Raw genomic sequence first — 25094 nt, forward strand, 5'->3', positions numbered from 1 at the left:
AAGCTTTGGCGTGATCCCTCACCGAGGTACGGCTGCGATGGCGGACGCCCTTGTGTCGTCCTCCGTCCGCCGTGGAGTCTCGATCATGAACCTGGGCAATCGTGACCGGTCCGGGCATCGCGCGTCGCGGGCGACATCTGTGACGCGCGGAGAAGGGAGACTTGCTGTGCACCGGATGGATGATCTCCTCCGTATGGTCTCCCGTGGAGCCGCCATGGATCGGCGGGCCTCCCTCCTCGTTCAAGCGGACTCACGACTCCGATGCTTCCAACCATCCCCAATCGTCGGCGCCTTGACACGCCACGCCTGCGGCACTGTCCGACGTGACCACCCCACGGGCGGGAGCGCCGACAGCGTCGCTCCCCCGCCCATTCCCCCCTCGAACCCCTAGGACCCTTCTTCCGTGACCTCTCCCTCAGAACCCGCCGTTGTGCTCGGCGCCGTGACGGTCGTCATGGCGGCCGTCGCACTGCTGCTGGCGCTCTCACGTCGCAAACAGGTGCGACGGTGCAGAGAAATGGACGCAGCCCTGAAGAGCGCCGAGGCTCGTACGCGCTCCGCCGAATCCCGCACGGATGACGCGGAGGCCCGCGAGGAGCGGTTCCGCGCCGAGGTGAGTCATCTCGTCTCGGCCCGGCTTCCGGCCCTCAAACTCAACCTGATCAGCTCTCACCACCCGGTCCCCGGGCTGCTCCACGAGAAGACGGCGGGGCCCGAGGACGCGGAACTCCTCGACTCCGTACTGACCAGGGTTTCTGAGATCGTCCTGACCGAGCGCCGTCGCGTCGACGCCGCCGCCAGGGCCGCCCTGCGCGGCGCGAGCCAGGACTCGCAGGCGTTGTCGTACCGGCTGCAGTCGGAACTCGACGCGTTGCAGAGGGAGTTCACGGGGTCGCGGCAGCTGACGCACCGCATGTTGGCCGCCGACCATCTCAACGAACAGAATCTGCGGCTCATCCAGCGGACCGCCATCGTGTGCGGGGCGTGGCCGGGGCACGTCCGCAAGGACACGTACGTGGCCGAGCTCGTCACGGGCGCCTCTTCCCGGCTGCGCGGCTTCGACCGGATAAAGATCAACTCGCGAATAGCCTCCAACGTCGGGATCGTCGGACGTGCCGCCGAGCCGGTCGCCGTGGCGTGCGCGGAGCTGATGGCCAACGCGCTGGAGCACTCCCGTGACGACCTCGCGGTGGATGTCAGCCTGATCCAGACCGGAAACGGCAACGTCAGCATCACGGTCGACGACGCGGGCAAGGGCATGACCGCGGAAGCGGCCGCGCGGGGTGTACGGCTGGTATCGGCCGACAGTCAGGACGTCATGCTCACCGAGCTGGGCGACCCGCCGTCTCAGGGTTTCGTCGCCATCGGCCGGCTCGTCGCCGACTACGGCTTTCATGTCTCCGTCGACAATCCGTCTCCCTATGGCGGTGTACGCGCTGTGGTGACCATTCCCCCGAACCTTCTGGCCTCGATCGACGAGGAGGCCGAGCCGCCGTCCGCGATGGCTCCTCAGGCGGCCGTGGCGCCGAAGGCGGAGCGGCGGCCCTCCGCGGCGACCGAAACCGCCACCGCGACCGAAACCCCGGCGGACGACGAGAAGTCGCGTGCCTCCGCGCCGGACGGTGCGGACGGTCTGCCGCAGCGTCGCCGCCGCGGTCCCGCGGCAACCACCGGCGGCCTCACCGTTCCCTCGTACCGTGCCCCGGACCCGGAGCGGTCTCGCAAGGCCTGGAGTGAGTTCCAGGACGGCCTCGAAGGTGGCCGAACCGATTCTGATTCGGAGGAAACACAGTGACCATGCCCAACGGCGAGAACGAGACCTGGTACCTGGACCCCATCACCGAGATCCCTGGAGTCCGCCACGCCCTGCTCATGACCCTCGACGGGATGGTCCAGGCCCGGTCCGAGAACCTTTCGGTGGACGACGCGGACGGTGTGGCCGCGATGACCTCCGCCCTGCACGCCGCCTCGCGCGCCGCCGTCATCCCGGCGCTGGGGGCCGCGCCGGACACGCCCATCGAGACCGTCACCGTGAAGATCGCCGAGGGCACCTACATGGTCATGCCGGCCGGCGCCAACACCCTGATCGCGGCCGCGGGTGACGATTCGATGCATATGGGCGTGGTCGTCCACATGATGGCGCGCCAGGCGAAGAAGCTCGGGGAGCAGCACATGTCTGTCTCCGCCCGTAGCCATGACAGCGCGTCATGAGCCGCGGTCATCAGCGGCGCCTGCTTCCGGCGTATCTGGCGACCGGAGCCGGCGGCGCCCCGTTGCCCACCACCCTCGATACGCTCACGGCCCTGCGCGCCAGCGGCCTGCCGCTCGCCGCCTATCACACGCCGGTGCACCGCCGAGTCGTCGAGCTGGTGACGGACGGTTCCCTCACAGCCGTTGAGATCGCCGCCTATCTCGGACTGCCGGCCAGTGTCGGCCTGATGCTCGCCGAACAACTCGTCAGTGACGGCGTGTTAAGGGCAAGCGTGCCGGTGCCCGATGCTCTCGCCCCCTCGCGCGCCGGTCGGCCGTCGATGCAACTCATGGAAGAGGTGCTGAGTGGACTCCAGTCACTCCGTGTCGCCTAGCCCGCGTCCCGTGTACCTCCCCGAAGGGGACCACCAGAGAGCCAAGATCCTGGTCGCGGGTCCTCTCGGTGTCGGCAAGACGACGGCGATCAAGACGCTTTCACAGATCCCCACGCTCCACACCGACGAAGTCATGACGGACGCGGCGGCCGGCGCCGACGATCTCAGTTTCGTCGGCCTGCGGGACAAAACGACCACCACGGTCGCCATCGACTTCGGCCGACTGACCCTTCCGGGCGGCCGAGTTGTTCTGTATCTGTACGGAACTCCGGGGCAGCGCCGCTTCCTTCCTCTGTGGGAGGGCATCGCCTTCGGGGCCCTTGGCGCACTCGTTCTGGTCGACACCCGGCGCCTCGATGAATCCTTCGAGGTGATGGATCTCATCGAGGAGCGCGGTTTGCCGTACGCCGTAGCAGTCAATACCTTCCCTGACTCCCCGGACTACGACCTGGAGATCGTGCGCAAGAAGCTCGACCTCGCCCCAGCCACCCCACTCGTCACCTGTGATGCCCGCGAGATGGACAGCACTCTCGGCGCACTCATCGCACTGACCGCCCATTCCATATCCTCGGCCGGAGTCGGAGCCCCGTGAGTATCACACCACCAGCCGCCACAGCCGTGCCCCTGCACGGGCCCGCGCACGCGGCGAATCCTCAGCACAGCTACGAACTGCTCCGTCTCCAGGGACCGGTGGGCGTCGCGGAGATCGACACCGGTCTCGTCGTCCATCTGGTCACCGACTACCGGGCGGCGCTCGAACTTCTCCAGGACACGGCCACCTGGACCAAGGACACCCGCAGTTGGCTGTCCCAGGTTCCGGAGAACAGTCCGATCAGGCCCCTCGTGGAGTGGCGGCCCAGCCTCTTCTTCGCCGACGGCGACGAGCACGCGCACCTGCGCAAGGTGATCACCGACAGCTTCGCCCTCCTCGACCCCAACGACGTCCGGGTTCTGACATTCCGTTACGCCGACAGGCTCCTCCAGGAGTTCGCGGACACCGGCAAGGTCGACCTCGTCAGCCAGTACGCACAGCAGTTGCCGTTGATGATCTTCAACGCCCTGTTCGGTATGGAGGACGAACAGGGGCCCCCGTTGGTGGGGGCTCTCGCCGCCATGATGGACACCGATCCGGAACGGAAGGCGGCCGGTGCCCAGGCCTTGGGCGCCTATCTGGGAACTCTCATCCAGACCAAGGCCGAAAAGCGCGGCGACGACCTGACTTCCTGGTTCATCGACCACCCCAACGGGCTGAGCCCGGAAGAGGTGATGAACCAGATCATCATCGTCCTGGGTGCGGGGAACGAGACGACAGCCAACCTCATCGCGAACACGTGCGTCCGGATGCTGAGCGACGACAGGTACTTCGGCACGCTCACCACCGGAAGTCTGCCTGTCCAGAACGCCATCGACGACGCGCTCTGGCACGACTCCCCACTGGCCAACTACAGTTTCCACTTCCCCAAGAAGGACGTCACTTTCCACGGCACACACATCCCCGCCGGCTCCCCCGTCATGGTTTCGTACGCCGCAGCGAACACCTGCCCCCACGCGGGGATCCCGGCCGACGGCTACCGCTCGGGCACCAAGGCGCACCTGGCGTTCGCCGCCGGGCCGCACGCCTGCCCGGCTCGTGATCTCGCTCTGCTGATCGCCACCGCCGCGATCGAAAGGCTCGCCAGCTATCTGCCGGACATCGAACTGGCCGTCTCGGCGGATCAGTTGACCTATCGCGACGGGCCCATCCACCGGACTCTCACGTCACTTCCGGCCACCTTCACTCCCCTGACCCCCGACGCCGAAGGCATCACCCCCTGGAGCCGCGGTTCCGCCGGTCCGAAGACGGACAGCGGGTCGCCGTCGGCCGCAGGCGACCGCGCGTCGGTGGCATCTTCCTAGCCTGCCCTCCCGTGCCGTGTCGCGGTGGTGCCGTCCGCGAAGGACCCGCACCACCGTGACACCCCGGGACGAGCAGTGTCCTGGCCCTGTCCTCTGCCCGAACGGAACCGCCAAGACGGTTCTCGGCCGAAAGGGGATCAACCACCATGACCACCACACGTCCCGGGACCAGTCCGCCGAGCTTCTCGTCCGTACGGCACAAGGTGGGTGCGGCACTCACCGGATTCCTCGACGCCAAGGACGAAACCGCGCCAGGAACCGAGCTGCTCTATCTGACCACCACCCTGCGCACGTTCCTCACCAGCGGGAAAGGACTGCGATCCGTACTGTGCGTCTACGGATGGCAGGCCGCCAGAGGCGACGGCGAGATGACGGCCGCCCTGCGCGCGGCCGCGAGTCTTGAACTCTTCCAGGTGTTCGCCCTGGTGCACGACGACGTGATGGACAACAGCGATGTACGCCGCGGCCAGCCGTCCGCGCACCGGGCGCTGGCCGCCGCGTACACCGACAGCGGCGGTCCCCGCGGCCGTGCGGAGGCACACGGCCTCGGCGCCGCCGTCCTCCTCGGCGATCTGGCACTCGTGTGGTCCGACGAACTCCTCCATACGGCGGGCCTCGACCCGATCAGGCTGGCCCAGGTAACGCCCCTGGTGGCCGACATGCGCAACGAGATCGTGTACGGGCAGCTCCTGGACCTTCAGACCACCGGGCGGCTGACCGGCGACCTCGAAACGGCGCTGCACGTCATCCGCTACAAGACCGCCAAGTACACCGTTGAACGCCCCCTGCATATCGGGGCGGCGGTGGCCGGAGCCGCCCCGGCGGTGCTCGACGCCTGCACCGCGTTCGGCATCCCACTAGGAGAAGCGTTTCAGCTGCGCGACGACCTGCTCGGTGTGTTCGGCGATCCCGCCGAGACCGGCAAACCGATACTGGACGATCTGCGCGAGGGCAAGGCCACCGTACTGATGGCCCTCGCCGTCCAGCGAGCCTCACCCACCGAGCGCAAGACCTTGCGCGACCTCGTCGGCCGGAGTGACCTCGACGAGGACCAGGCCGCCGAGGTGCGAGCCATCCTGGAGTCCACCGGGGCCCGGCAGACCGTGGAAGAAATGATCACCGAACGCCGGGACGCCGCCCTCGCCGCACTGGACGCGGCGCCCTTCCCGGAAGCGGCCTCCGCCCAGCTGCGCCAGATCGCGCTGGCCGCCACGGACCGGCAGACATAACCGCGCACCCCATGCCGTCACCGCAACCGTGAGGTGGAACAGCCCATGAGCGACACGGTCGTGAACGCGCCCTACTCCCAACAGGCCGCACACCTGGTGGCCAAGGTCGACCAGGACAGATGGGGCAGCGTCCGCCCCTCCTTGTACGAGACCGCCCGGGTCATCTCGGCGGCCCCCTGGCTGCCCGGGGAACCGGGCCGGATCGCCTATCTGCTGAACGAGCAGTCCCCCGACGGCAGTTGGGGTGAAGGACCGGAGCGTTACCGCCTGCTGCCGACGCTCAGCGCCGTGGAAGCCGCACTGGCGGTCCTCCTGCGAGGCACCACCGCCATGCCCGCGGAGACGACCCGGCGGCTCGCCACGGCGGTGGACAGAGGTCTCGCCGCGCTGCGCGCACTGCCCCCGGCAGGACCTTGGCCCGACACCGCCGCGGGCGAGATCCTCGTCCCCAGCCTGGTCGCGAGGATCAACGAGCAGATCCCCCTCATCGCCGACGACACGTCAGCGGTCCACAACAGGACACCGGTCCCCGACAGTTGGCGTCCCGGGCCCCAACTCACGCTGCCCCACGGCTACGACCGAGCCCTGCCCGAGTACGCGGCGAAGCGGTACACCTCGGCGGGCGGCCTCCCGGTCAAACTGCACCACACGTTCGAAGGCATAGCCGCGTACATCCCGCAGACGCTCATACCCGACAGGCCCGATCTGCTGGGCAGTTCACCGGCCGCCACCGCCGCCCGCGCCGCGACGGCCCCGACATCACCCTCGGCGGGGACCGTCGCCGCCCTCGAATCCGTGGCACAGCGCTACGCGGGTAGCTTCCCCGAGGCGGCCCCGATCCTCGTCTTCGAGCGCCTGTGGGTCGCCGCCGCGCTGGCTCGCGCCGGCCTGCCGGCGGCCAGTCTGCCCACCGTGCGGAGATGGGCCGCCGAGATCTACGATCCCCGGGGAGTACGCGGCGCACCCGGGCTCATGACGGACGCCGACGACACCGCCATGGCCGTGCTGGTGTCCTCACTGGTCGGCCTGCCGCACGGTCCTGAGCCGCTCGACCGGTTCCACAACGGCAGCCACTACGACTGCTACATCGGCGAGGACACCGGGTCCGTCACCGCGAACGCCCACGCCCTCCAGGCGCTCGGCGCCCACCAGCGCCGGCACCCCGGGACGGAGCGGACCTACGGCCCCCGGACGAACAAGCTGCGCGACTGGCTCGTCGGCCGGCAGCGGCCCGAAGGAACGTGGCCCGACAAATGGCACGCTTCCCCCTACTACGCCACCGCACGGTGTGTGTCCGCGCTCAAGCAGTACGGCGGGCAGTACGGCGCGGACCACGCCGCCGCGGCCGTCGGGACAGCCGTGGCCTGGACCGTCGACACCCAGCGTGACGACGGCTCCTGGGGGGTGTGGGGCGGTACCGCGGAAGAGACCGCGTACGCCGCACAGATCCTGCTGTCCGCCGCCGAGCACCGGCCACAGCATGCCCGCGCCCTGCACCGCGCGGAGACCTATCTGAACGGCGTGCCGAACAACGGCCACCACCCCGCGCTCTGGCATGACAAAACCCTCTACGCCCCCGGCGCCATGATCGAAGCCGAAGTCCTCGCCGTGCGGGAGCTGCTGCGGACCCGGCCCGGCCCGTCCGAGCGGGAGACGACCACACCCACCGACGCGGAAAGGTAGGGCAGACACATGACGACCAGCAGCTACGTTCCACCGATCGCGCCCGGGAAGCTGCCGCTCATCGGACACGCCGTACCACTGATCAAGGACCGGCTCGCCTTCGTCCAGAGCCTGCGCGCGCACGGCCCCATCGTCCGCATCACCGTCGGACCGAAGACGCTGACGGTGGTCAACTCGGCCGACCTGATCCACCAGATGCTCACCAGCCAGGCCGACGAATTCACCAAGGGGCTGCTCTTCGAAAAGCTCAAACTCTTCGGCAAGGACGCCCTGCCCGTCGCCGAAGGCAAGCCGCATCTGCGTCGACGCCGCCTGATGCAACCGGCCTTCCACCGCGAGCAGATCGCCGGCTACGTCACCACGATGCGGGAAACCGTGCAGCCGTACATCACGGCATGGGACGGCGGAACCCCACTCGATCTGAAGACCGAGATGCAGCTCATGACCCAGGGCGTCGTCATGTCGGCCCTGTTCTCCGCGAGGCCCGAGCGGGATCCCGCCCACGAGATCCTCGACAGCGTCGACACCGTCTTCAGGACCGCCCTGCGGCGGGCCCTGCTGCCCATATCCGCCCTGGAACGACTGCCCACCCGGCGCAATCGGAAGGCGGACGCCGCCGGCGGCACGCTGCGCACCTCGGTCACCGACATCATCGCGGAACACCGGGCGCACCCCGAAGCGTACGACGACATCGTGTCGCTGCTCCTGACCGCACAGGACGAGACCGGGGCGACACTGCCCGACGACGAGATCCTCTCGGAAGTCACCGGACTGCTCGCCGCAGGCTCCGAGACCACCGCGGTCGTTCTCGCCTGGCTCTTCCACGAACTGGGCCGCAACCCGGAGTTGGAGCGCCAACTCCACGAGGAGGTCGACTCCGTCCTCGCCGAAGGCCCGCTCACCGCCGATCGCGTTCCCCGCCTCGTCCTCACCCGCAGGCTCGTCAGCGAGACCCTGCGGCTGTACAGCCCCGCGTGGCTCGTGACCCGACAGGCCATCTCGGACGTGACACTGGGCGAGTTCACCCTGCCCGCGGGCTCGGACGTGATCTGGAGCGCCTACGCGCTGCACCGCGATCCCGCCCTCTACCCCGATCCCCTGCGCTTCGACCCCGACCGCTGGCTCCCCGAGCGCCCCCAGCCGCCGAAGGGCGCGTTCATCCCCTTCGGTTCCGGCAAACGCATGTGCATGGGCGACGCGTTCGCCTGGACCGAGGCGACCATCATCACCGCGATGGTCGCGCACCGCTGGCGGCTGCGGCCGACACCCGGCACCGTACGCCCGGTCGGAGCGATCACCACACACCCCTCGTCCCTTCACATGGTGCCCGAACTCAGGCAGCACACCGTCGCGGAAGAGGCCCGATGAACGACGCGATCCGCACCCACTCGCGTGCTGCCCTGCCGATGCCCGATCTGCGGGGCTCCTTTCCCGGTCCCTTCCCGGCCAGCACGTACGCCGACGACATCGAGCGCCACGCCACACGGTGGCTCCGGACGCACCCGCTCGTCGACTCGGAGCGCGCGCTGGGCGCCCTGTCCCAGATCACCGGCCAGGGCGTGGCCCGCACCTTCCCGACGGCCGGGCGGGACGACCTCTTTCTCTGCGCCGACCTCTTCCTGTGGCTCACCGCGTTCGACGACGCGCACGGTGAGGCCACGGGAGCCCGCGACCCGGCTCGCCTGGCCCGCGTGATCGGTGACTGCGTCCACCTCATCGCCGGTCACGACGAGCCACCGGGCAGCCCAAGTGCCTTCACCGATGCGCTGGGTGACCTGTTGGCCCGATTCCGGGAGCGGGCCACACCCGTTCAGTACCTGCGGCTCACCGCACACCTGCGGGACAACCTCTTCGGCATCCTCTGGGAGGCTCACCACTTCAACAGGCCCGATGACATCACCATGCGCGACTATCGCGCGATGCGGCCGCATACGGTCTTCGTGCGGACCGTCATCGCGACGGGTGAGGTCTTTCTCGGGTACGAACTGAGCGAGGCCGAGAGGTCGTTGGCGCCGGTCCGAGAACTGGAGGCGGCTGTCGCCGACCTCGCCGGCTGGATCAACGACCTCGCCTCGTACGCGAAGGAAACGCGGACAGCCCGGGACGGGCCGTGGACGCTCAACCTGCCCTCGCTGCTGATGCGACAGCACGACTGCGACCTCGAAGAAGCGTTCCGGCTGGCCTCCCGCATGTGCGAGCGGCGGGCCGAGGTGGCCGCCGCCCGAATCGTCGAACTGTCCGCCGGCGAAGGCCCGCTGTCCGATCACGCGCAGGCTCTCAAGTCCGTCGCGTCCTCCTACGTCTGGCACATCCGTCACTCCCGCTACCAGGTCTAGGGCGGGTGGCGCGGGCAGGGCTCAGGCGTGGAAGCCGTTGCAGCCGATGGTCTTGTACTTGGTGGGGCCGCCCTGCACGTGATGGAGCACCACGGTCCAGTCGCCCGGGTCGTCGTTCACCGGGATCGCGTCGAGGGTTCCGTCGTCGAAGTGGGCCCGGAAGTCGTCGGGGTACTGGAGCTTGATGGTTCCGCCGGACGACCACCGGGAGTAGAGGTCGACGGGTTTGCTGGTGAAGCCGACGTCCTTCCCGGCCGAGTCGAGGGGGCGGCCGGTGGTGCGGTCGATCTCGTGGGGAGGGCGTACCGCGATGGACACGTAGTACGGTGCGGGGCGCTTTCCGCTCCCGGCGGCCTGGGGGCGGACGGACACCGAGGCGGTGCCCGAGCCGCTGGTGTAGGAGACGGAGGACTGGAGGCCCGCCGGCGGTATGGAGTCGACGAGACTGGCCAGGTCGCAGGAGCCGATGCCCTGGGCGGCCTGTTCCGGATCGTCCGACAGGGCCCAACGGTCCTGCGACTCACGGTCGTTCACGATGTGGTCCGGTGGGCGGTCCGTCTGGTCCGCCTGGTCCGCCTGATCGTCCTTGGCGGTCGGCCGGTCCGTGGTGGAGCCGGTGGTGGCGCCGGTGGTGGGCGCCGCCTCGGGGTCCTGATCGTCGTCGCCCTGTCTGGGGAGCAGCCAGAGCGCCAGCGGTACGAGGAGCGCCACCGCGCATACCGCGAGCAGGCCCTTGCGACGCGCGGGCCGGGCGGGGGCCGGCGGCTGAGGGTCCGGCGCGGCGTAGGGGGTGGTCTCGGGGTCCCCCCACCGCCAGGACTCGGCGGAGGGCGCGGTGGACACGGCCTCGGGCTCGCGCTTGGACACATGCTCGGGTACCGCTTCGGTGTCGCGGGCCACCGACCGGTAGTGCGCGTCCGCGGTCAGCGCCGAGTCCACCGCGCATCCGGCGATCACCGTGGCCAACTCGGGCCGCTCGCCGGGTTCCTTGGCGACGCATCGCCGGATCAGCGCGGCCAGATCGTCCCGTACGCCCGTCAGGTCGATGTCCTCGTGCACGGTCCGGAAACTCACCGCCGAGGCGTCCCCGCCGCCGAACGGGGGCCGGGCGGTGGCCGCGTAGGCGATCGTCGCTCCCAGCGCGAAGATGTCCGCGGCCGGGGTGACCTCATTGCGCAGCAGCACCTCGGGCGCGGCGTACCCCGGTGTACCCGGCGCCATTCCGACCTGCGTGAGCGCCGTCCACTCCTGCCCCCGGGCGATCCCGAAGTCGATCAACTGCGGTCCCTGCGGCGCGAGGATGACGTTCTGCGGCTTCAGATCCCGGTGCGTGACCCCGTGCCGGTGGACGGTGGCCAGCCCTTCGGCGAGCGCGGCGAACAGCCGCAGCGCGCTCTCGGGCGGGAACGGCCCGCTCGCGCGCACCGCTTCGCGCAGCGTGGGTCCGGGCACGTACTCGGTGGCCAGCCAGTACGGGGACGCGTCGAGCGACGCCTCGATCAACTGGGCGGTGTAGGGGCTGCGTACGGTTTCCATGGTCGCGGCTTCCCGCCGGAACCGGGCCAGCGATTCCGGATGGTCGCTGATCTCGTCCCGGATCACCTTCACGGCCACCAGCCGGCCGCCGGGCGAGCGGCCCAGATACACCTGTCCCATGCCGCCCGCGCCAAGCCGGGCGAGTATCTGCCACACGCCTATTCGCGCGGGATCCTGAGGTCGCAGCTCATCCACCTGTAGGACTCTGCCACAGCCGAGAATCCCGCGGGGCGCGAGGGGCACACAGGCGGGGGTCAACTGGTCCCCGAACTCATCGCGCCAACAGGCCGGTTCCCGGCTGCGAGCCGGCTTTGGTACCGACCATCACGCGCACACGCTCATGGCGGACCCATAGCGGAGCGGGTCCGCCACGAGCGGTGGCGAGAGCGGTTCAGAGCCGTTCGATCCAGATGTTGCGGAACCTCGGGTTCGCACCGGGGTCCCCGTGGTCCTGCAACTTGATGTGGCCGGGTGCCGGGCCTTCCGGCCGGCCGGCCCCGGTGCTGCCCGTGATGGCCACGTCCTTGTGCACCAGCTTGCCGTTCCACCGGAGGCTCACGCGCGCGTTCTCCACCTTCTCCCCTGCGCTGTTGAAGCGAGCCGCCCGGAACTCGATGTCGTAGCTCTGCCAAGTGCGCGGCGCGGTAGCCGCGTTGACGTCCGGCGCCTTCTGCCGGTAGATCGCGCCGGCATCGTCGTTACGGGGCGTGGCGACCCCGAAGGACTCCAGTACCTGCATCTCGTAGCGCTCCTGGATATAGACGCCGCTGTTGCCGCGGGCCTGTCCGGTCACCTCCGCGGGGTAATCCGGCTGGTACCACTCGGCGTGCATCCGGAAGTCGCCGAACTTCTCCTTCGTACGGATGTCCCCGCCGAGCGACTCCACCGACCCGTCCGCCACCGGCCACTTCGCCGGACCGCCGGCGGCCGACTCCCAGGCGTCGAGGTTCGACCCGTCGAACAGGGTGGTGCGCTTCGTCGGGGTGACGGTGAGGTTGTCGATGTTCACATGGCCGTCGTCCGCGGCCTCGTAGACGTAGGAGACGGTGTTCGCGCCCTTCCGCAAGGGCACCGACTCGACGTGGGTCGCCCATGTGTTCCAGGTGCGTGTGCTGTCCAGCCAGATCTGTTTCAGGCGCTCGCCGTTGACATACACACTCATCGACCTGGGGACGGGCTCCGGGTCGGAGTTCAATCCGCTCGCGTACCGCAGGGCGAGGTCGTGCCGGCCGGCCTTGTCTGCTCGGACGGCGAAGGTGGTGCGGGCACCCGGTTCCCAGTTGCGGTCGATGAACCCCGCGCCGGAGTAGCCGGAGTGGTTGTCGTTGAACCCGGTCCCGCCGTCCAGCGACGCGGACTCCGCCTCGTACACCGGCGGCGGCTTGGAGCCGTCGGGCAGTGTGTTGAGGCTGTACCACGCCTCGGTGCTCCACAGTTCGGCACCGGACTCCGCGGCGAACGGACGCGGGGACTGGACGTGTACGACCCGGCCGGGCCGCAGGCCGTCCATCTTCAGCGTCACGGTCTTGCGGTCGGCGGACAGCGTCGCCGAGGTGATGTCGAGGGTCTCCTCGTCGACCTTCGGGCCGCCGTACCTCGGAGTCGCCACGTAACGCCACTGTTCGGCGGTGTACTTCGCCGCCAGGTCCTCGGCGGTCTCCTCGGACAGCGGCTGGGTGTACTCGATCGTGAAGCCGCCATTGACCGCGCGCATGGCACGCATGTCGAACGCGTCGTCGCCACTGAGCGAGAGCTTCTGCAGGCCGTACTTGAGCTTGCCCTGCTGGCCCCAGTTACCCGTGTCGCCGATACCGCCGGTGTAGATCTCCCCGTCCGGCCCGAGGCTGATCCGGCTGACCCCGGCCTCCAGACCCTGCGTCATACGGAAGACCGCGCCCTGGTACTCGCCGCCGACCTTCTCCAGGTACGCCCGCTGCAAGCCGCCGTAGGTCACGTCACCGAACACCATCTGGCCGGCGAAGGGGCCGTCGGGCAGGACGAGAGGGTTGCTCGGCGAGTTGGAGATCTCGCCGTGCGGCAGCCAGAGCACAGGCTCGGTCACCGGCTGGCTGTCGTACACGCCGTCGGGGTTCGTGTGGTGGTTGTAGAAGGCGCCCTGCTTGATCCGCACCAGCTTCGATGTCGGCACGTACGCGCCCTGGTTGTCGGTGACGAAGATGTCGCCCTCCGGGCCCCAGCCGAGGCCGTTCGGTGTACGCAGCCCTCCGGCCACATAGGACACCTTCCCGGTGTCCTTGTTGATCTTGAGGGTGCTGCCGCGGTTGGGCACGAGCTGCGGGTCCCTGGTCGCGCCACCGGGAACCATGGCGATGCCCGTGCTGACGTAGAAATGGCCCTTCTCGTACAGCAGGCCGAACGCGAACTCGTGGTAGTTGCCGCCGAACGGCCACGTCGCGATCGTGCGGTACTCGTCGGTGACCTCGTCACCGTCCTTGTCGATCAGCGCGGTCAGACCGTCCTTCTCGGACACGTAGAGGGTGCCGTCGACATACTTGAGACCCATCGGCTCCAACAGGTCCTTGGCGACCAGCTTCTTGGTCACCTTCGACGGGTCGGTGGCGCCGGTGACGTTGTCGAGCAGGTACACCTCGCCGAGTTCGCTCTCCCTGCTGCCGCCCCACGTGCTGATCGCCATGCGGCCGTCCGGCAGCCAGTCCATGCCGGTGACCTGTGGCTCGAAGCCGTCGGGACGCAGGTTCGTCAGCGTGTAGTCGGGGTGCACGCCGGCCAGCGGGAGGCCGTCGCCCGGCGACTCGTCGACGCCCTCGCACGTCTTGCGCCCCGGGGAAGTGACCCGCGTGACATCGGCGTCGGTGCTCAGCGCGGACGTGGGCACGCGGGAGAACCCGGCCGCACCTGGCGGTTGCCACTCCAGCAGGAGGCGCTGCGTGAAGGCGCCGTCCCAGTGGTCGATGCGCAGCGGGTGAGGCCCCTCGGTCAGCTCGACCGAGCCGTCCTTCGGCTGAGGGCCGTGCTTGCCGCCGTTGTCGATGATCTCCGTGCCGTCGACGATCAGCCGGGATCCATCGTCGCTGGTGATACGGAAGTTGTGCTTGCCGGGCGTCTGGATGTTGAGGTAGCCGGTGACCTCGGTGACGAAGTTCTCACCCATCCCGAAGTCTTCCGGGGTGGTCCAGTCGATCGTCGGCTTCAGCTGGTCGATGTTGGGTGTCTGGCCGGGTTTGAGTGTGCAGAAGTCCTCAAGAGGCACCTGCACGTCGAACACCCGCATGGTCACACCCGGTTGCTGGGGTGGGATGTCGGGAGGCTGTGCGGCGGCCTGGCCTGGAACGAGGGGCACGAGAAACAGTGCTGAGAAGAGTGCGACGAACGGCCGCATAGGCCTTCCTCCTTGAGGGCCGAGGCAGCCGGCGGTCCAGTGGCTGACGGGCTGCCGTTCTCAGTGAAGGGCAGCCCTCACTGAAAAGGCAACAGTCGGGAAAGCGCTTTCTATACAACGCTGGAAAGATAGTGCGCCATTGGCGGCTGGAGGGCATGCGTCGGCCGGACACGGCTGCGGAGCCTGAGAACGAGGCGGGTAGGTGGTCGGGATCGACGGGATGCCTATGTTAGGAAGCGCTATCATTCGCGGCGGGGCAATGGGTGAGAACGACACGGCGCCTCCGGGCACTCTCGGCCCGCTGGTGCAAGAACAGGAGAGGCCGCGGGCGCGCCTCTTTCAGCTTCCGTTCGCAGCCGCGTGCGCCGGCTGCCGTGCCTGGCTCCGGAACTGTGCGGGCGATGAGCCGACCACGCGGCGGAACGTGGTGCTGAACGCGCTCTCGGACTGGTAGCCCGTGGCCCGTGCGAGCTCGGAGATCGAAAGGGTGTCGCGGGCGAGGGCGTCGCGCGCGAGGCTCATGCGCCATTGGATCAGGTACTCCAACGGCGGGACCCCGACATGGCTCTTGAAGGCCTGGGCGAACGCGGAACGCGACATGTGGCTGATCTCGGCGAGCTCCTTGAGGCTCCAGGAGTGCGCCACGTCCGCGTGCACGGCACGCAGGGCGGCACCGATGCCGTCCTCGTTCAGGGCGCCCAACCAGCCGGTGGGCCGGTCCGTCTGACCGGCGTGAGCACGCAGCATGTGCACGAGCAGGATCTGTGCGAGGTGGTTCTGCACCAGCGGGCCGCCGGGCGCGGCGACCCCGACCTCGGTGGCCAGGAGATCGATCAGCTGCGCGAGCCGCATCCCATGAGGATCGGCCACGCGGACGATCACGAGCGGCGGCAGAAGATCGGTCAGGAGGGCCGCGTTCTTGTCGTCGAACGCGATGTGCCCGACGCAGAGGTAGAGGTCCTCCTCGGACTCCGGACCGATCCGCACGAACCCGTCTTCGGCACCCGCCAGCACCGGCCCCGCGGGGCGCGGGCTTGCGTCGGGCGTGCCGGCCAGCACGTATGGCGGCGGGTTGCCCAGCATGAAGGTGTCACCCTCCCGCAGGAGCACCGGCTCGTGCCCTTCGAGGATCAACCAGCACGTGCCGCGCACGAGGCCCCCGATCCGCACGTGCAAGAACGTGTCGAAGCGCAAGGCCCACTCTCCTGCGGCCAGGAGGCTGGGCCCGATCACCGTACGGGGCCGGAGCAGGCCGATCGCGTCAGCCACTGGATCCCGAAAGCCGAGCACCGACGACACCTCCTGGACGATACGTAAAGAATGCCGGACTCTGCATCATGGATAGTATCCCCGATCTCCCGCAGTATCGATGTCGAACGGATCGGCAACGAGAGAGCGATGGAGACACCCACATGGGACAGCTTGAAGGCAAGACGTCGGTGGTCACCGGGGGCAGCACCGGTATCGGTCTGGCCACCGCCGTACGGCTGGCGGACGAGGGCGCGTACGTCTTCGTCACCGGCCGACGCCAGTCCGAACTGGAGGCCGCCGTCAAGACCATCGGAGCGGACCGGGCCACCGCGGTCGTCGGCGACATCTCGAATCCGGAGGACCTCGACCGGCTCTACGAGGCCGTCCGGGCGCGAGGCAGGGGCTTGGACGTGCTCGTGGCGAACGCGGCGGTCGGTGCGTTCGTGACGCTGGAACAGACCACCGAGGAGCACTTCGACCAGACCTTCGCGGTCAACGTCCGAGGCACGCTGTTCACCGTGAAGAAGGCGTTGCCGCTGCTCAACGAAGGAGCGTCGATCGTCCTGGTCGGTTCGACGGCCGGCGACCGCGGAGTAGAGGCATTCGGCGCGTACGCGGCATCGAAGGCGGCCGTCCGGTCCTTCGCACGGACATGGTCCAACGAGCTCAAGGACCGTGGCATCCGGGTCAACGCGATCTCGCCGGCATGGATCGAGACCCCCGGAGGCACCGCCGCATTCGGCGACGAGGAGACCGCCCGAGCCGTCAAGGAGAACGTCGCCGCGACGGTGGCCAAGGGCCGCATGGGACAGCCCGAGGAAGCCGCCGCAGTCGTCGCCTTCCTGGCCTCGGAACAGAGCAGCTACGTCGTCGGCGCGAACATCTACGTCGACGGAGGCACGAACCAGATCTGAGCAGGCACCCCACCGCCCTTACCCGGACGGGGCCGTCGGCGTCCCGCAGGATCGCCAGGATCTCGCGGGAGCCGGGGCGACGGTCGCGGCGGCCTCATCAGCCGTGACAGCCGCGCCCCGGCCATAGCCGTGCGCGTCCAACAACCGCCTGGCCCGCCCGGTGACAACGGCGTCACCGGGCGCCTCAAGGAGGGGCCCGAGCCGGACTCCCGCGGTCCTCGGCGGACAGGCGGGGACCGGCCCTCGGCGGGACAATGGTCGCTGGGGGACCGACGGCAGCCCCTTGGAGGCGGTGGCAGCTCATGAACGCGACGGCGAGCTCTCCGGGAGCTGCGGGCCCGGCGGACATGGCGGGCCAGACCGTGGTAGTGATCGGCGGCAGCGCTGGGATGGGGCTGGAGACCGCCCGCCTGGCCCGGTCCCACGGCGCGGACGTGGTGCTGGCCGGCCGCAACCCCGAGCGGCTGGCACAGGCCGCGGCCGAGGTCGCCCCCGTCAGCACGGCGGCCTTCGACGCCACCGACAGCGACACCCTCCGGACGTTCTTCGAGGAGTTGCCCGGACCCGTCGACCATGTTCTGAGCACCGCCGGCACCCCCTCGTACATGCCGCTGGACGGCATGGACCTCGCCGAGGCGGTGCGCGGCTTCGACGAGCGCATGGCGCTGACACTCGGCATCGCCCTGTACAGCCGTGCCAAGGTCCGCGCCGGGGGCACGCTGCTCTTCGTCGGTGGCACGGGCGGCCGACGCCCCGGTGTCGGGATGTCGGTCATATCGGCCATGACCGCGGCGCTGCCTCCCCTGGTCGCGAACCTGGCCCTGGAGATGGCGCCGGTCCGGGTGAACCTCATCGCCGCCGGCTTCGTCGACACGCCTCTGTCGGCCTCGCTCCTGGGCGATCAACTGGAGGCGCGGCGCGAGGAGTTGCGCACGAAGCTGCCGATCCGCCGGGTGGTCGGCCCCGCCGACGTCGCGGCCCTGGCCGTGCACATCATGGTGAACGAGGCGCTGACCGGCGCGACTTACGACATCGACGGCGGCCAGCAGCTCCTCCCGGGCTGAGATCACGCGCGAAAGGGACGGGGGGTTCGCGTTCTTTCGCGGGATGACGCAGACGCACCGTGGGGCTGTTCACCGAGCTGCTCAGCGACGCCCGGTACGGCTGGGTCCCGGCGTGTGAAGAAGCATTCGGCACCTTTCCGGTGGGCGATCTGCCATGAGTGGAATACCCTCCCTCACCTGCAGGACCACGAAGGCACCCCGGAGGCACGGCCCTTCACAAGGAAAGAATCGCAGCGCTTCCTCGACTACGCCGACGACCAGGCCGGCCGCGCGATGAAGTCCAAGCGCAAGGGGGCCTCGCCGCCTACCGCGACGCCACGTTGTTCAAGGTCGTGTACGGGTTGGGGCTTCGCCGAACCGAGACGTTCGAGGCACACCGCGACGCCCTGTGGGGCCGGCACATGGGCAAATCACGAACGATGGCTGCTACGTCGTGAAGTTTGCCGAATCTCACGCCGGACCTGGGGTCGGTTCGAGCGCTTTCCCCAGGAGACTCACCAGGTTGAGCAGGTCATCGGTGTCCAGTCGGGCGAAGGGGCTCAGGGCCAGTGTCGCCTCGATCACCACGGCTCGTACCCGCCGGCCGTCCTCCGTGAGCGCTACGACGCGTGAACGGCGGTCGGCGGGGTCGACGGAACGTTCGACGAGTCCCCGACCGGTGAGCTGATTCATGACGAAGCTGAGGTTGGGTGCGTTGCAGTACAGTCGGCCGGCCAATTCCTTCATCGAGGGCGGCGCTTCGGCCGGGTCGATCACCCAGAGTGCCTGAGCGGTTGCGTGCGTCAGACCGTGTTCAGCCAGGACGGTCTCGATCCGGTCGCTGGTCTGCATGAAGATCTCGTGGTTTGTCACCACCGCTGCCTCAAGAATGCTTCGCCTCATGGCCCCATCCTAGCCTTTTCGCTTCGAGTCTCGAAGTGTTATGTTTGTTCGAGACTCGAAGTACCTGGTCCTCGTTCCCGCTGTGGACACGAGGCGTCGCCGGAGCGGGACGCTCCCCCACGTCCCGTCTTTCCCGAGGTCCGTCCGCTCTGACGCGGCCCGGCGCCCAGCCGAACAGGAAGCACTCACTCATGCACGACTACACGAACACCACCGCCTTGGTCACCGGCGCTTCGAAGGGGCTGGGCGAGGCTTACGCGCGGGAACTCGCCTCCCGAGGCGCACACCTCATCCTTGTCGCCCGCTCGGCCGACGCACTCCACACCCTTGCCCGGCAGATCCGGACGGCGCATTCCGTCCGAGTCGATGTGATCGCCGCGGACCTGTCGGACCGGCGGTCCCCACAGACGGTGGTAGGCACCATCGAGGAACTCGGCCTGGACGTAGACCTCCTGGTCAACAACGCCGGGATGGGGTCGGTGGGGCCCTTCCTCGGCCGTCCCCTCGAACCCAACCTTCAGTCCGTCGACGTGAACGTCACCGCGCTGATCGGCCTGGTCCACCTCCTGGGCACCGGCATGGTCGAACGCGGTCGCGGCGGCATCATCAACGTCGCCTCCACCGCCGCCTTCCAGCCCATGCCGTACCAGGCCAGTTACGCCGCCACCAAAGCATTCGTGCTCTCGTTCACCGAGGCGCTCGCCGAGGAGGTCCGCAATACCGGCGTACGCGTGATGGCGGCCCACCCGGGAGCCACCGACACCGGATTCTTCGACCGTACAACCGCGTCCATGGACCCGAAGACCACGGACACCTCCGCCGACGTCGCTGCCAAAACACTCGACGACTTCACGCGCGGCCGGCCCATCTCCTTCCCCGGACGCACCTCCAACCGCGCCGGAATCTGGGCGTCGCGCCTGCTTCCCCGGACCACGGTCGCCCGCATCACCGGCAACCTCAACCGCAAGGCCGGATTCGACGACGTCAGCGACCTCGACCCCGCCACCTCGTGACGCCAGAACCCGCGGCGCGAAGACGAACAACGGCACCGACAGCCCTACCGAGGCCGCCCAGAGCCGATGACACGGGAGAAGAGATGACCACGCTGAACGAGCCACTGCACCTGAGCAACGGCGCTCCGCTGCCCAACAGGATCGCGAAGGCCGCGATGGAAGAGTCGCTCGCCGCGCCAGGGCAGCTGCCAGGTGACAAACTCCTCACGCTCTACCGCCGTTGGGCTGCGGGAGGTGCCGGGCTCCTGATCACCGGACACGTCATGATCGACCGCAGAGCAGTCGCCCAGCCCGGCGACGTCGTCCTGGAACAGGACACGCCGCTGGAGCCGTTCCAGCGCTGGGCGGCGGCCGGTAAATCGGCAGGCGGACAGATCTGGATGCAGATCAACCACCCCGGGCGCGTCATCCCCAAAGACCTCGCCGACACCACCCAGGCCCCCTCCGCGGTGCCGATCGACGCCGGCGGCTTCTCCAGCATGTACCCGACACCCCAGCCGATGAACGCCCAGGAGATCGACGAGACGGTGGAGCGCTTCGCCGTGACCGCGCAGCGGGCCCAACAGGCCGGCTTCGACGGAGTCGAGATCCACGCCGCCCACGGCTATCTCCTCTCCCAGTTCCTCTCTCCCCTGGTAAACCGGCGCGACGACCGCTGGGGCGGCAGCCTGCACAACCGCGCCCGCCTGCTGCTCGATGTCGTGGGCGCGGTCCGCGAGCGCGTCGGCACGGGCTTCGCGGTGGGAGTGAAACTGAACTCTGCGGACTTCCAGCGCGGCGGATTCGACACCGACGACGCGCGTGACGTGATCAAGATGCTCGCCGATGTGGGGACTGACCTGGTCGAGCTGTCCGGCGGCAGCATCGAGAGCCTGGCCACGGCGGGCTCCCCCGCGGACGGCCGCACCCTTGCCCGCGAGGCGTACTTCCTTGAACTCGCCGAGCAGCTCGTCGCCACCTCGCCGCTGCCACTGCTGCTGACCGGAGGGATCCGGCGACGCGCAGTCGCCCAACAGGTGATCGACTCCGGAGTCGCCATGGCAGGCATAGCCACGGCGCTGGCAATCGACCCCACTCTGCCGGGGCAGTGGCTTGCCGGTAGCGATGCGCAGGTCCGTCCGCCCCGCACCCGTTTCCGGAACAAAATGCTGGCAGCCGCAGCCGTCCAGGCTGCCACGTCGCGACAGCTCGCCCGCCTCGGTGCGGGCAAGCCGTCGAAGACGCCCTACTCTCCGGCCGTCGCACTCCTCCTCGAACGGCTTGTCCGCGCCCGGCGTCGGCGCGATTATCTGAAATGGCATACGGCCGTCTGAGGCCGGACCGGATCGAGCCGGGCGCCTCCCCCTCACCGAACACACCGTCCGGCACGAAGTCCACCAAGCCACTCGCCCCACCCCAATCCACGACCCCGTCATGAGGTGTCCTCCCCCAGCCCCGGCGTTCGCCGGACCCTGACGAGGAGGGATCCGGCGGTGGCCGCCCCTCATGAGACGGCACAACTAGTGCCTGTTGTTTGGATCATTGGGCTGACCACAAGAAGATGCCTGCGATGTGGAGTCCGGCCAGGTAGATCGTGGCGGTCTTCTCGTAGCGGGTGGCAATGCCGCGCCGCGGCCGGTGTGTGCCCACCGTTCATCGATGTCGGTCAGGCCCGGTACGGCGACCACGTTGTCGAGCATTCCGGCGCCGAACCAGTGCCGTGCGGCGTTGTCGTCGCCCAGGAACCGTCGAACGGTGTCGACCTGCCTGGCGTAGCACCTGCGTACCGCCTCACCGACCAGCGGTTCGCTGGCCGCGCAGTTGCTGTGGAACCGCAGGATGGTCCGGTCCGCGACGTTCATGCGGCGGGACCGGTGGTCGATTCGCAGGTCCGCTCGTGTGGGGGTCAGACCCAGTTGGGGGCATGCTCTTCGGCGTAGCGGGCGCCGAATCCACCGTTCGGGAGGATCTCGCGGATCGCGGCGAGATCGCCCTCGGTGAGGGCGACGTCGGCCGCGCGGGCGTTCTCTTCCATACGGGCGGCGCTGCGGGTGCCCGGGATCGGCACGATGTGCTCGCCCTGGGCGAGCAGCCAGGCCAGGGCGAGCTGGGAGACGGTGATGCCCTTGGCCGTGGCCAGCCGGCCGAGTCGGCCCACGGCTTCGACGTTCTTCTCGAAGTTGCCGGGCTGCCAGCGCGAGTCGGTGTTGCGCAGGTCGGTGGCGTCGTACTGTCCTGCGGGCTTCGCGGTACCGGTGATGAAGCCGCGGCCGAGGGGCGAATAGGGAACAAAGCCGATGCCGAGCTCCTGGAGGAGCGGGAAGAGCTGCTCGACCTCGCGCTCGAAGAGCGAGTGTTCGGTCTGCAGGACCGAGACCGGCTGGACGGCGTGCGCCTTGCGGATCGTCTCCGGGCCCGCCTCGCTCAGGCCGAAGTACTTCACCTTGCCCGCGTCGATCAGTTCCTTCACCGTCCCCGCGACCTCCTCGATCGGCACGTCCGGGTCGACCCGGTGCTGATAGAAGACGTCGATCTGGTCGACGCCCAGGTAGCGCAGGCTGTTGTCGGCGACCTTGCGGATGTTGTCGGGGCGGCTGTTGAGGCCGAACCCCTGGGACAGGTCGGACAGGTCGTAGCCGAACTTGGTGGCCAGTACGACCTCGTCGCGGAAGTCCTTGACCGCCTTGCCGACCAGGATCTCGTTGGTGCCGGTGCCCCAGCCGTAGAGCTCGGCGGTGTCGAAGAAGGTGACGCCCAGGTCGTGGGCGCGGCGGATGGCGGCGATACCCGCTTCCTCGTCTCCGGGGCCGTAGGCCATGGTCAGGCCCATCGAGCCGTAGCCGATCGCCGAGACGGCCAGGCCCTGGGTGCCGAGTGTCCTGTGCTGCATGAGGATCTCCTGGTGTGAAACCAAACAGTTCGGTTTGAAGGCTACGCCGACCACTGCCCGGCGTCAAACCAAACGGTTTGGTCGGATAGCGTGGAGACACGAGCCCCTCAACCCGCGCACACTCGGTCTGTGACCGCATCGTGAGTGCCGCCAAGGCCGAGTTCTCCCTGCGCGGGATCGCCGGGGCGCGGATGGACCGCATCGCCAGGGGCGCCGGGACCAGCAAGGAACGCGTCTACGCCTACTTCTCCAGCAAGGTGGCCCTCTACCGGTTCGTCTCCGCGCAGGAGCTGGCGGCCGTGGCCGATGCGACCCGCATGGACCCCATCGACCAGCCCGGTTACGCCGGCCACCTCCATGACTACTTCACCGAACACCCCGACCGCTTCCGGCTCATGAGCTGGGGGCAATTCGAGCTCGACGCCGGCGACTCCCTCCCCCACGACATCTTCCGAGAATCAGTGGCCCACAAGATCGAGCAGATCCGCGAGGCCCAGGAAGCCGGCCATCTGGACGCAGGGTGGGACCCGGTCGGCATCCTGGTCTTCGTCCACCAGATCGCCACGTCCTGGGCTGTACAGCCTGACCTGCTGCCCCCGTACGGCGAGGATCGCGTCACGTTCCTGGCTGCGCGCCGAGCTGCCATCGTCGCGGCCGTCGAGCGCCTGTTTCCCGCGACGACGAACTGACCGCGCCCCGAGCCCTCGAAGTGGCGCCTCACCCTCGTTGGCGCCCGCGAGACTCGGGCGTGTGACCGATCGCTGTCGCATCTCGTCAATTTCGAACAGCGGGTGACGGTGGCGCCCTCCAGATGCAGCGCTGATCTGCATTCCCGTCCACGGATGCTCGGGCCCGCCGGGGGTCAGCGCGGCCCCCAGTTCGCGCCGCCGCCGCGCGGCGGGGGCCGCACTCACCCTCGGCGGTGGCGTCTGGCTCGCGGGTCTGCTGTAGCGGTGCTGAGGCGCGATGCAGATTCGTCGGAGTCCGGCGGTCTGAGGCTCAGCGTGGGCGGGGGAACAGGCGCTCGACGGCGGTGACCAGGGCCGCGCGGCGTGCGCCGACGGAGGTGTCCGCGGCCAGGTTGGCCGCGGCGGCGCCGATCTCCGGCTGACCTGCCCAGGTGGTGGCGATCTGGTTGATCAGGGCGAGCACGTCGACCGGATCCCAGGCGGGATCGATCAGGCCGGCGCGCTGCGCGTCGCGGAGCTGTTCGACCTTGCCGGTGATGGTGGTCCGCAGGGGGGCAACCGTGTCGCTGTCGGCTTCGCCGTCGCCGAGTTCGAGGCGGCCCCAGGTGATGAGTCGATAGTGGTCCGGGTGGGCCGTGAAGTGGTCGAAGAGGATGCCTGCGTAGCCTGGCAGGTCCGCCGGGTCCATGCGGGTGGCCTCGACAAGCGCGGCCGTTTCGTGCTCGGCGATGTGGTGGTAGAGGGCCTCTTTGCTGCTGAAGTAGGCGTAGACCCGTTCCTTGCTGGTCCGCGCCTGCTTGGCGAGGCGGTCCACTCGGGCGCCGGCGATGCCGTACCGGGCGAACTCATCCCTCGCCGCGGCGAGGATCCGCTGCCGGGTGTCGGCGGTAGAGGAGTTCGAGGTCTTACGGGGGACGGCAGAGCTAGGCATAAGGACACGATAGGCGACCAAACCGTTCGGTCTGCCAGGCCAGCAGGCAGGTCTTCTCTCCGGGGGGCGGGCGATCCGGAACGCAGAACGGCCACGAACCCGGCACGGACGGCCTGTTCGGACCGGTTCTGCGGCGGGTTCGTGGCGATGGGCGGCGGCCCGGGTAGCAACGGCTGACGCTGCGGAAGGCCTTGAAGTCGGTGCCCCCGCCGCCGAGGAACGTGTCCAACCCGACTGGATGCCGGTGGCTGCGGTGACCGAACAGCCTCGCCCCGGCCTCTACAACAAGCCGCTCGAACTGATGCGGGCTGCGCACCTCGACGACTACACCGCCTTCGAGCAGAAAGTGACCGCCGACCCCGCCCTGTGACGGATCCCCGTCCGCGTCCCCCCATCAACGACGACTCAAGGACGCACGATGTCGGCCTTTCCCCCGCCCCTCCCCCAGCTCGGCGAGCTCCGCATCGACAGTGTCGAGGAGTTCTGCGCGCCCGTCCTGCCGGCCCACGACTTCCTGACCGACCTGCCCGCCGACGCGATCGACAGACAGCGCACGTGGCTCACTCCGCGGGTCTTCGACGACGACACGGGCCTCCTGGCCATGTCGGACCGCACCTGAGTCGTCCGGACCTCGCGCGCGACCATCTTTGTGGACAGCGTCCTGCCCTGCGTCGAGGCAGGTGTCGTCGGCTTGGTCGAGCCCGGGTGCACGATCGACGGTTGTCTGACCCTCGAAGCTGCACCAGGACACACCGCAGGGCAGATGGTCGTGCGAGCACATCCTCCGCTGGTCCACCTGGCGCCGAAGACAACAACACCAAGCCCACACCGGTCACTACAAACGACGAGGACACA

21 protein-coding genes are annotated in these 25094 nt (G+C 68.8%); 15 read left to right on the forward strand and 6 right to left on the reverse strand.

Annotated features, from left to right (window positions below):
- Positions 1 to 403 precede the first annotated feature (403 nt).
- From OIE74_RS04115 to OIE74_RS04155, 9 genes are all read left to right on the forward strand, one after another.
- Positions 404 to 1795 carry an ATP-binding protein gene (locus OIE74_RS04115; protein WP_329378503.1) on the forward strand — a complete coding sequence of 464 codons (1392 nt, stop codon included), beginning with the start codon at positions 404 to 406 and terminating at the stop codon, positions 1793 to 1795.
- Between the two features lie 2 nt (positions 1796 to 1797).
- Positions 1798 to 2211 carry a roadblock/LC7 domain-containing protein gene (locus OIE74_RS04120; RefSeq protein ID WP_329392158.1) on the forward strand — a complete coding sequence of 138 codons (414 nt, stop codon included), beginning with the start codon at positions 1798 to 1800 and terminating at the stop codon, positions 2209 to 2211.
- Positions 2208 to 2585: a DUF742 domain-containing protein gene (locus OIE74_RS04125; protein ID WP_329378505.1), complete on the forward strand. Its 378-nt coding sequence runs from the start codon at positions 2208 to 2210 to the stop codon at positions 2583 to 2585. The genes OIE74_RS04120 and OIE74_RS04125 overlap by 4 nt, the downstream gene beginning before the upstream one ends.
- Before the next feature lie 10 nt (positions 2586 to 2595).
- Positions 2596 to 3177 carry a GTP-binding protein gene (locus OIE74_RS04130; RefSeq protein ID WP_329378507.1) on the forward strand — a complete coding sequence of 194 codons (582 nt, stop codon included), beginning with the start codon at positions 2596 to 2598 and terminating at the stop codon, positions 3175 to 3177.
- On the forward strand, positions 3174 to 4481 hold the full coding sequence (locus OIE74_RS04135; protein WP_329378509.1) for a cytochrome P450: 1308 nt from the start codon (positions 3174 to 3176) through the stop codon (positions 4479 to 4481). Before OIE74_RS04130 ends, OIE74_RS04135 begins: the two co-directional genes overlap by 4 nt.
- 146 nt (positions 4482 to 4627) lie before the next feature.
- Positions 4628 to 5710, forward strand: a complete 1083-nt coding sequence (locus OIE74_RS04140) for a polyprenyl synthetase family protein (protein ID WP_329378511.1) — start codon at positions 4628 to 4630, stop codon at positions 5708 to 5710.
- Positions 5711 to 5755: 45 nt separating this feature from the next.
- On the forward strand, positions 5756 to 7393 hold the full coding sequence (locus OIE74_RS04145; protein WP_329378512.1) for a prenyltransferase/squalene oxidase repeat-containing protein: 1638 nt from the start codon (positions 5756 to 5758) through the stop codon (positions 7391 to 7393).
- 9 nt (positions 7394 to 7402) lie between these two features.
- Complete coding sequence (locus OIE74_RS04150; RefSeq protein ID WP_329378514.1) at positions 7403 to 8761, forward strand: cytochrome P450; 1359 nt, start codon at positions 7403 to 7405, stop codon at positions 8759 to 8761.
- Complete coding sequence (locus OIE74_RS04155) at positions 8758 to 9729, forward strand: terpene synthase family protein (protein WP_329378520.1); 972 nt, start codon at positions 8758 to 8760, stop codon at positions 9727 to 9729. The genes OIE74_RS04150 and OIE74_RS04155 overlap by 4 nt, the downstream gene beginning before the upstream one ends.
- A gap of 21 nt (positions 9730 to 9750) precedes the next feature.
- Here the strand turns inward: OIE74_RS04155 and OIE74_RS04160 are convergent, their stop codons facing one another.
- The 3 genes from OIE74_RS04160 to OIE74_RS04170 form a co-directional block, all read right to left on the reverse strand.
- A complete protein-coding gene (locus OIE74_RS04160) occupies positions 9751 to 11460 on the reverse strand; it encodes a serine/threonine-protein kinase (protein ID WP_329378521.1) in 1710 nt (569 codons plus the stop codon).
- A gap of 196 nt (positions 11461 to 11656) precedes the next feature.
- Positions 11657 to 14626, reverse strand: coding sequence for a family 16 glycoside hydrolase (locus OIE74_RS04165; protein ID WP_329378522.1), 2970 nt, complete (start codon positions 14624 to 14626; stop codon positions 11657 to 11659).
- A gap of 339 nt (positions 14627 to 14965) precedes the next feature.
- On the reverse strand, positions 14966 to 15895 hold the full coding sequence (locus OIE74_RS04170; protein ID WP_329378523.1) for an AraC family transcriptional regulator: 930 nt from the start codon (positions 15893 to 15895) through the stop codon (positions 14966 to 14968).
- A gap of 143 nt (positions 15896 to 16038) precedes the next feature.
- Here OIE74_RS04170 and OIE74_RS04175 point away from each other — a divergent pair, with 143 nt between their 5' ends.
- Together OIE74_RS04175 and OIE74_RS04180 are read left to right on the forward strand one after the other, a co-directional pair.
- Entirely contained in the window at positions 16039 to 16791 is a 753-nt protein-coding gene (locus OIE74_RS04175) for an SDR family NAD(P)-dependent oxidoreductase (protein WP_329378524.1), read from the forward strand.
- Positions 16792 to 17093: 302 nt separating this feature from the next.
- The gene (locus OIE74_RS04180; protein ID WP_329378525.1) at positions 17094 to 17855 is read left to right on the forward strand and encodes an SDR family oxidoreductase; all 762 of its coding nucleotides are present in this window, start codon (positions 17094 to 17096) and stop codon (positions 17853 to 17855) included.
- A gap of 450 nt (positions 17856 to 18305) precedes the next feature.
- Here the strand turns inward: OIE74_RS04180 and OIE74_RS04185 are convergent, their stop codons facing one another.
- Positions 18306 to 18737: a MarR family winged helix-turn-helix transcriptional regulator gene (locus tag OIE74_RS04185; RefSeq protein WP_329378529.1), complete on the reverse strand. Its 432-nt coding sequence runs from the start codon at positions 18735 to 18737 to the stop codon at positions 18306 to 18308.
- Positions 18738 to 18928: 191 nt separating this feature from the next.
- Here OIE74_RS04185 and OIE74_RS04190 point away from each other — a divergent pair, with 191 nt between their 5' ends.
- Positions 18929 to 19750, forward strand: a complete 822-nt coding sequence (locus OIE74_RS04190; protein ID WP_329378534.1) for an SDR family NAD(P)-dependent oxidoreductase — start codon at positions 18929 to 18931, stop codon at positions 19748 to 19750.
- 83 nt (positions 19751 to 19833) lie between these two features.
- Positions 19834 to 21063, forward strand: coding sequence for an NADH:flavin oxidoreductase/NADH oxidase family protein (locus OIE74_RS04195; RefSeq protein WP_329378539.1), 1230 nt, complete (start codon positions 19834 to 19836; stop codon positions 21061 to 21063).
- 572 nt (positions 21064 to 21635) lie between these two features.
- On the opposite strand, the gene OIE74_RS04200 is transcribed toward OIE74_RS04195, so the two are convergent.
- On the reverse strand, positions 21636 to 22619 hold the full coding sequence (locus tag OIE74_RS04200; RefSeq protein ID WP_329378541.1) for an aldo/keto reductase: 984 nt from the start codon (positions 22617 to 22619) through the stop codon (positions 21636 to 21638).
- A 140-nt stretch (positions 22620 to 22759) separates the two neighbouring features.
- Between OIE74_RS04200 and OIE74_RS04205 the strand changes: the two genes are divergently transcribed.
- Positions 22760 to 23308 (forward strand): TetR family transcriptional regulator, encoded by a 549-nt coding sequence (locus OIE74_RS04205; protein WP_329378543.1) that lies wholly within the window; start codon positions 22760 to 22762, stop codon positions 23306 to 23308.
- A 310-nt stretch (positions 23309 to 23618) separates the two neighbouring features.
- On the opposite strand, the gene OIE74_RS04210 is transcribed toward OIE74_RS04205, so the two are convergent.
- Positions 23619 to 24239 (reverse strand): TetR family transcriptional regulator, encoded by a 621-nt coding sequence (locus tag OIE74_RS04210; RefSeq protein WP_329378545.1) that lies wholly within the window; start codon positions 24237 to 24239, stop codon positions 23619 to 23621.
- A gap of 418 nt (positions 24240 to 24657) precedes the next feature.
- On the opposite strand from OIE74_RS04210, the gene OIE74_RS04215 reads away from it, so the two are divergent.
- Positions 24658 to 24858 carry a hypothetical protein gene (locus OIE74_RS04215; protein WP_329378547.1) on the forward strand — a complete coding sequence of 67 codons (201 nt, stop codon included), beginning with the start codon at positions 24658 to 24660 and terminating at the stop codon, positions 24856 to 24858.
- The last annotated feature ends 236 nt before the right edge of the window (positions 24859 to 25094 follow it).

Origin of the sequence: Streptomyces sp. NBC_01716 (genome assembly GCF_036248275.1) — a bacterium.
In the GTDB taxonomy this organism is placed as follows: domain Bacteria; phylum Actinomycetota; class Actinomycetes; order Streptomycetales; family Streptomycetaceae; genus Streptomyces.

Excerpts from the sequence above, each read along its gene's own strand:
- OIE74_RS04125 (WP_329378505.1), top strand. The coding sequence starts at position 2,208 with ATGAGCCGCGGTCATCAGCGGCGCCTGCTTCCGGCGTATCTGGCGACC.
- OIE74_RS04165 (WP_329378522.1), bottom strand. The coding sequence starts at position 14,626 with ATGCGGCCGTTCGTCGCACTCTTCTCAGCACTGTTTCTCGTGCCCCTC.
- OIE74_RS04210 (WP_329378545.1), bottom strand. The coding sequence starts at position 24,239 with ATGCCTAGCTCTGCCGTCCCCCGTAAGACCTCGAACTCCTCTACCGCC.
- OIE74_RS04180 (WP_329378525.1), top strand. The coding sequence starts at position 17,094 with ATGAACGCGACGGCGAGCTCTCCGGGAGCTGCGGGCCCGGCGGACATG.
- OIE74_RS04200 (WP_329378541.1), bottom strand. The coding sequence starts at position 22,619 with ATGCAGCACAGGACACTCGGCACCCAGGGCCTGGCCGTCTCGGCGATC.
- OIE74_RS04120 (WP_329392158.1), top strand. The coding sequence starts at position 1,798 with ATGCCCAACGGCGAGAACGAGACCTGGTACCTGGACCCCATCACCGAG.
- OIE74_RS04145 (WP_329378512.1), top strand. The coding sequence starts at position 5,756 with ATGAGCGACACGGTCGTGAACGCGCCCTACTCCCAACAGGCCGCACAC.
- OIE74_RS04175 (WP_329378524.1), top strand. The coding sequence starts at position 16,039 with ATGGGACAGCTTGAAGGCAAGACGTCGGTGGTCACCGGGGGCAGCACC.
- OIE74_RS04150 (WP_329378514.1), top strand. The coding sequence starts at position 7,403 with ATGACGACCAGCAGCTACGTTCCACCGATCGCGCCCGGGAAGCTGCCG.
- OIE74_RS04190 (WP_329378534.1), top strand. The coding sequence starts at position 18,929 with ATGCACGACTACACGAACACCACCGCCTTGGTCACCGGCGCTTCGAAG.
- OIE74_RS04195 (WP_329378539.1), top strand. The coding sequence starts at position 19,834 with ATGACCACGCTGAACGAGCCACTGCACCTGAGCAACGGCGCTCCGCTG.
- OIE74_RS04215 (WP_329378547.1), top strand. The coding sequence starts at position 24,658 with ATGTCGGCCTTTCCCCCGCCCCTCCCCCAGCTCGGCGAGCTCCGCATC.
- OIE74_RS04185 (WP_329378529.1), bottom strand. The coding sequence starts at position 18,737 with ATGAGGCGAAGCATTCTTGAGGCAGCGGTGGTGACAAACCACGAGATC.
- OIE74_RS04155 (WP_329378520.1), top strand. The coding sequence starts at position 8,758 with ATGAACGACGCGATCCGCACCCACTCGCGTGCTGCCCTGCCGATGCCC.
- OIE74_RS04140 (WP_329378511.1), top strand. The coding sequence starts at position 4,628 with ATGACCACCACACGTCCCGGGACCAGTCCGCCGAGCTTCTCGTCCGTA.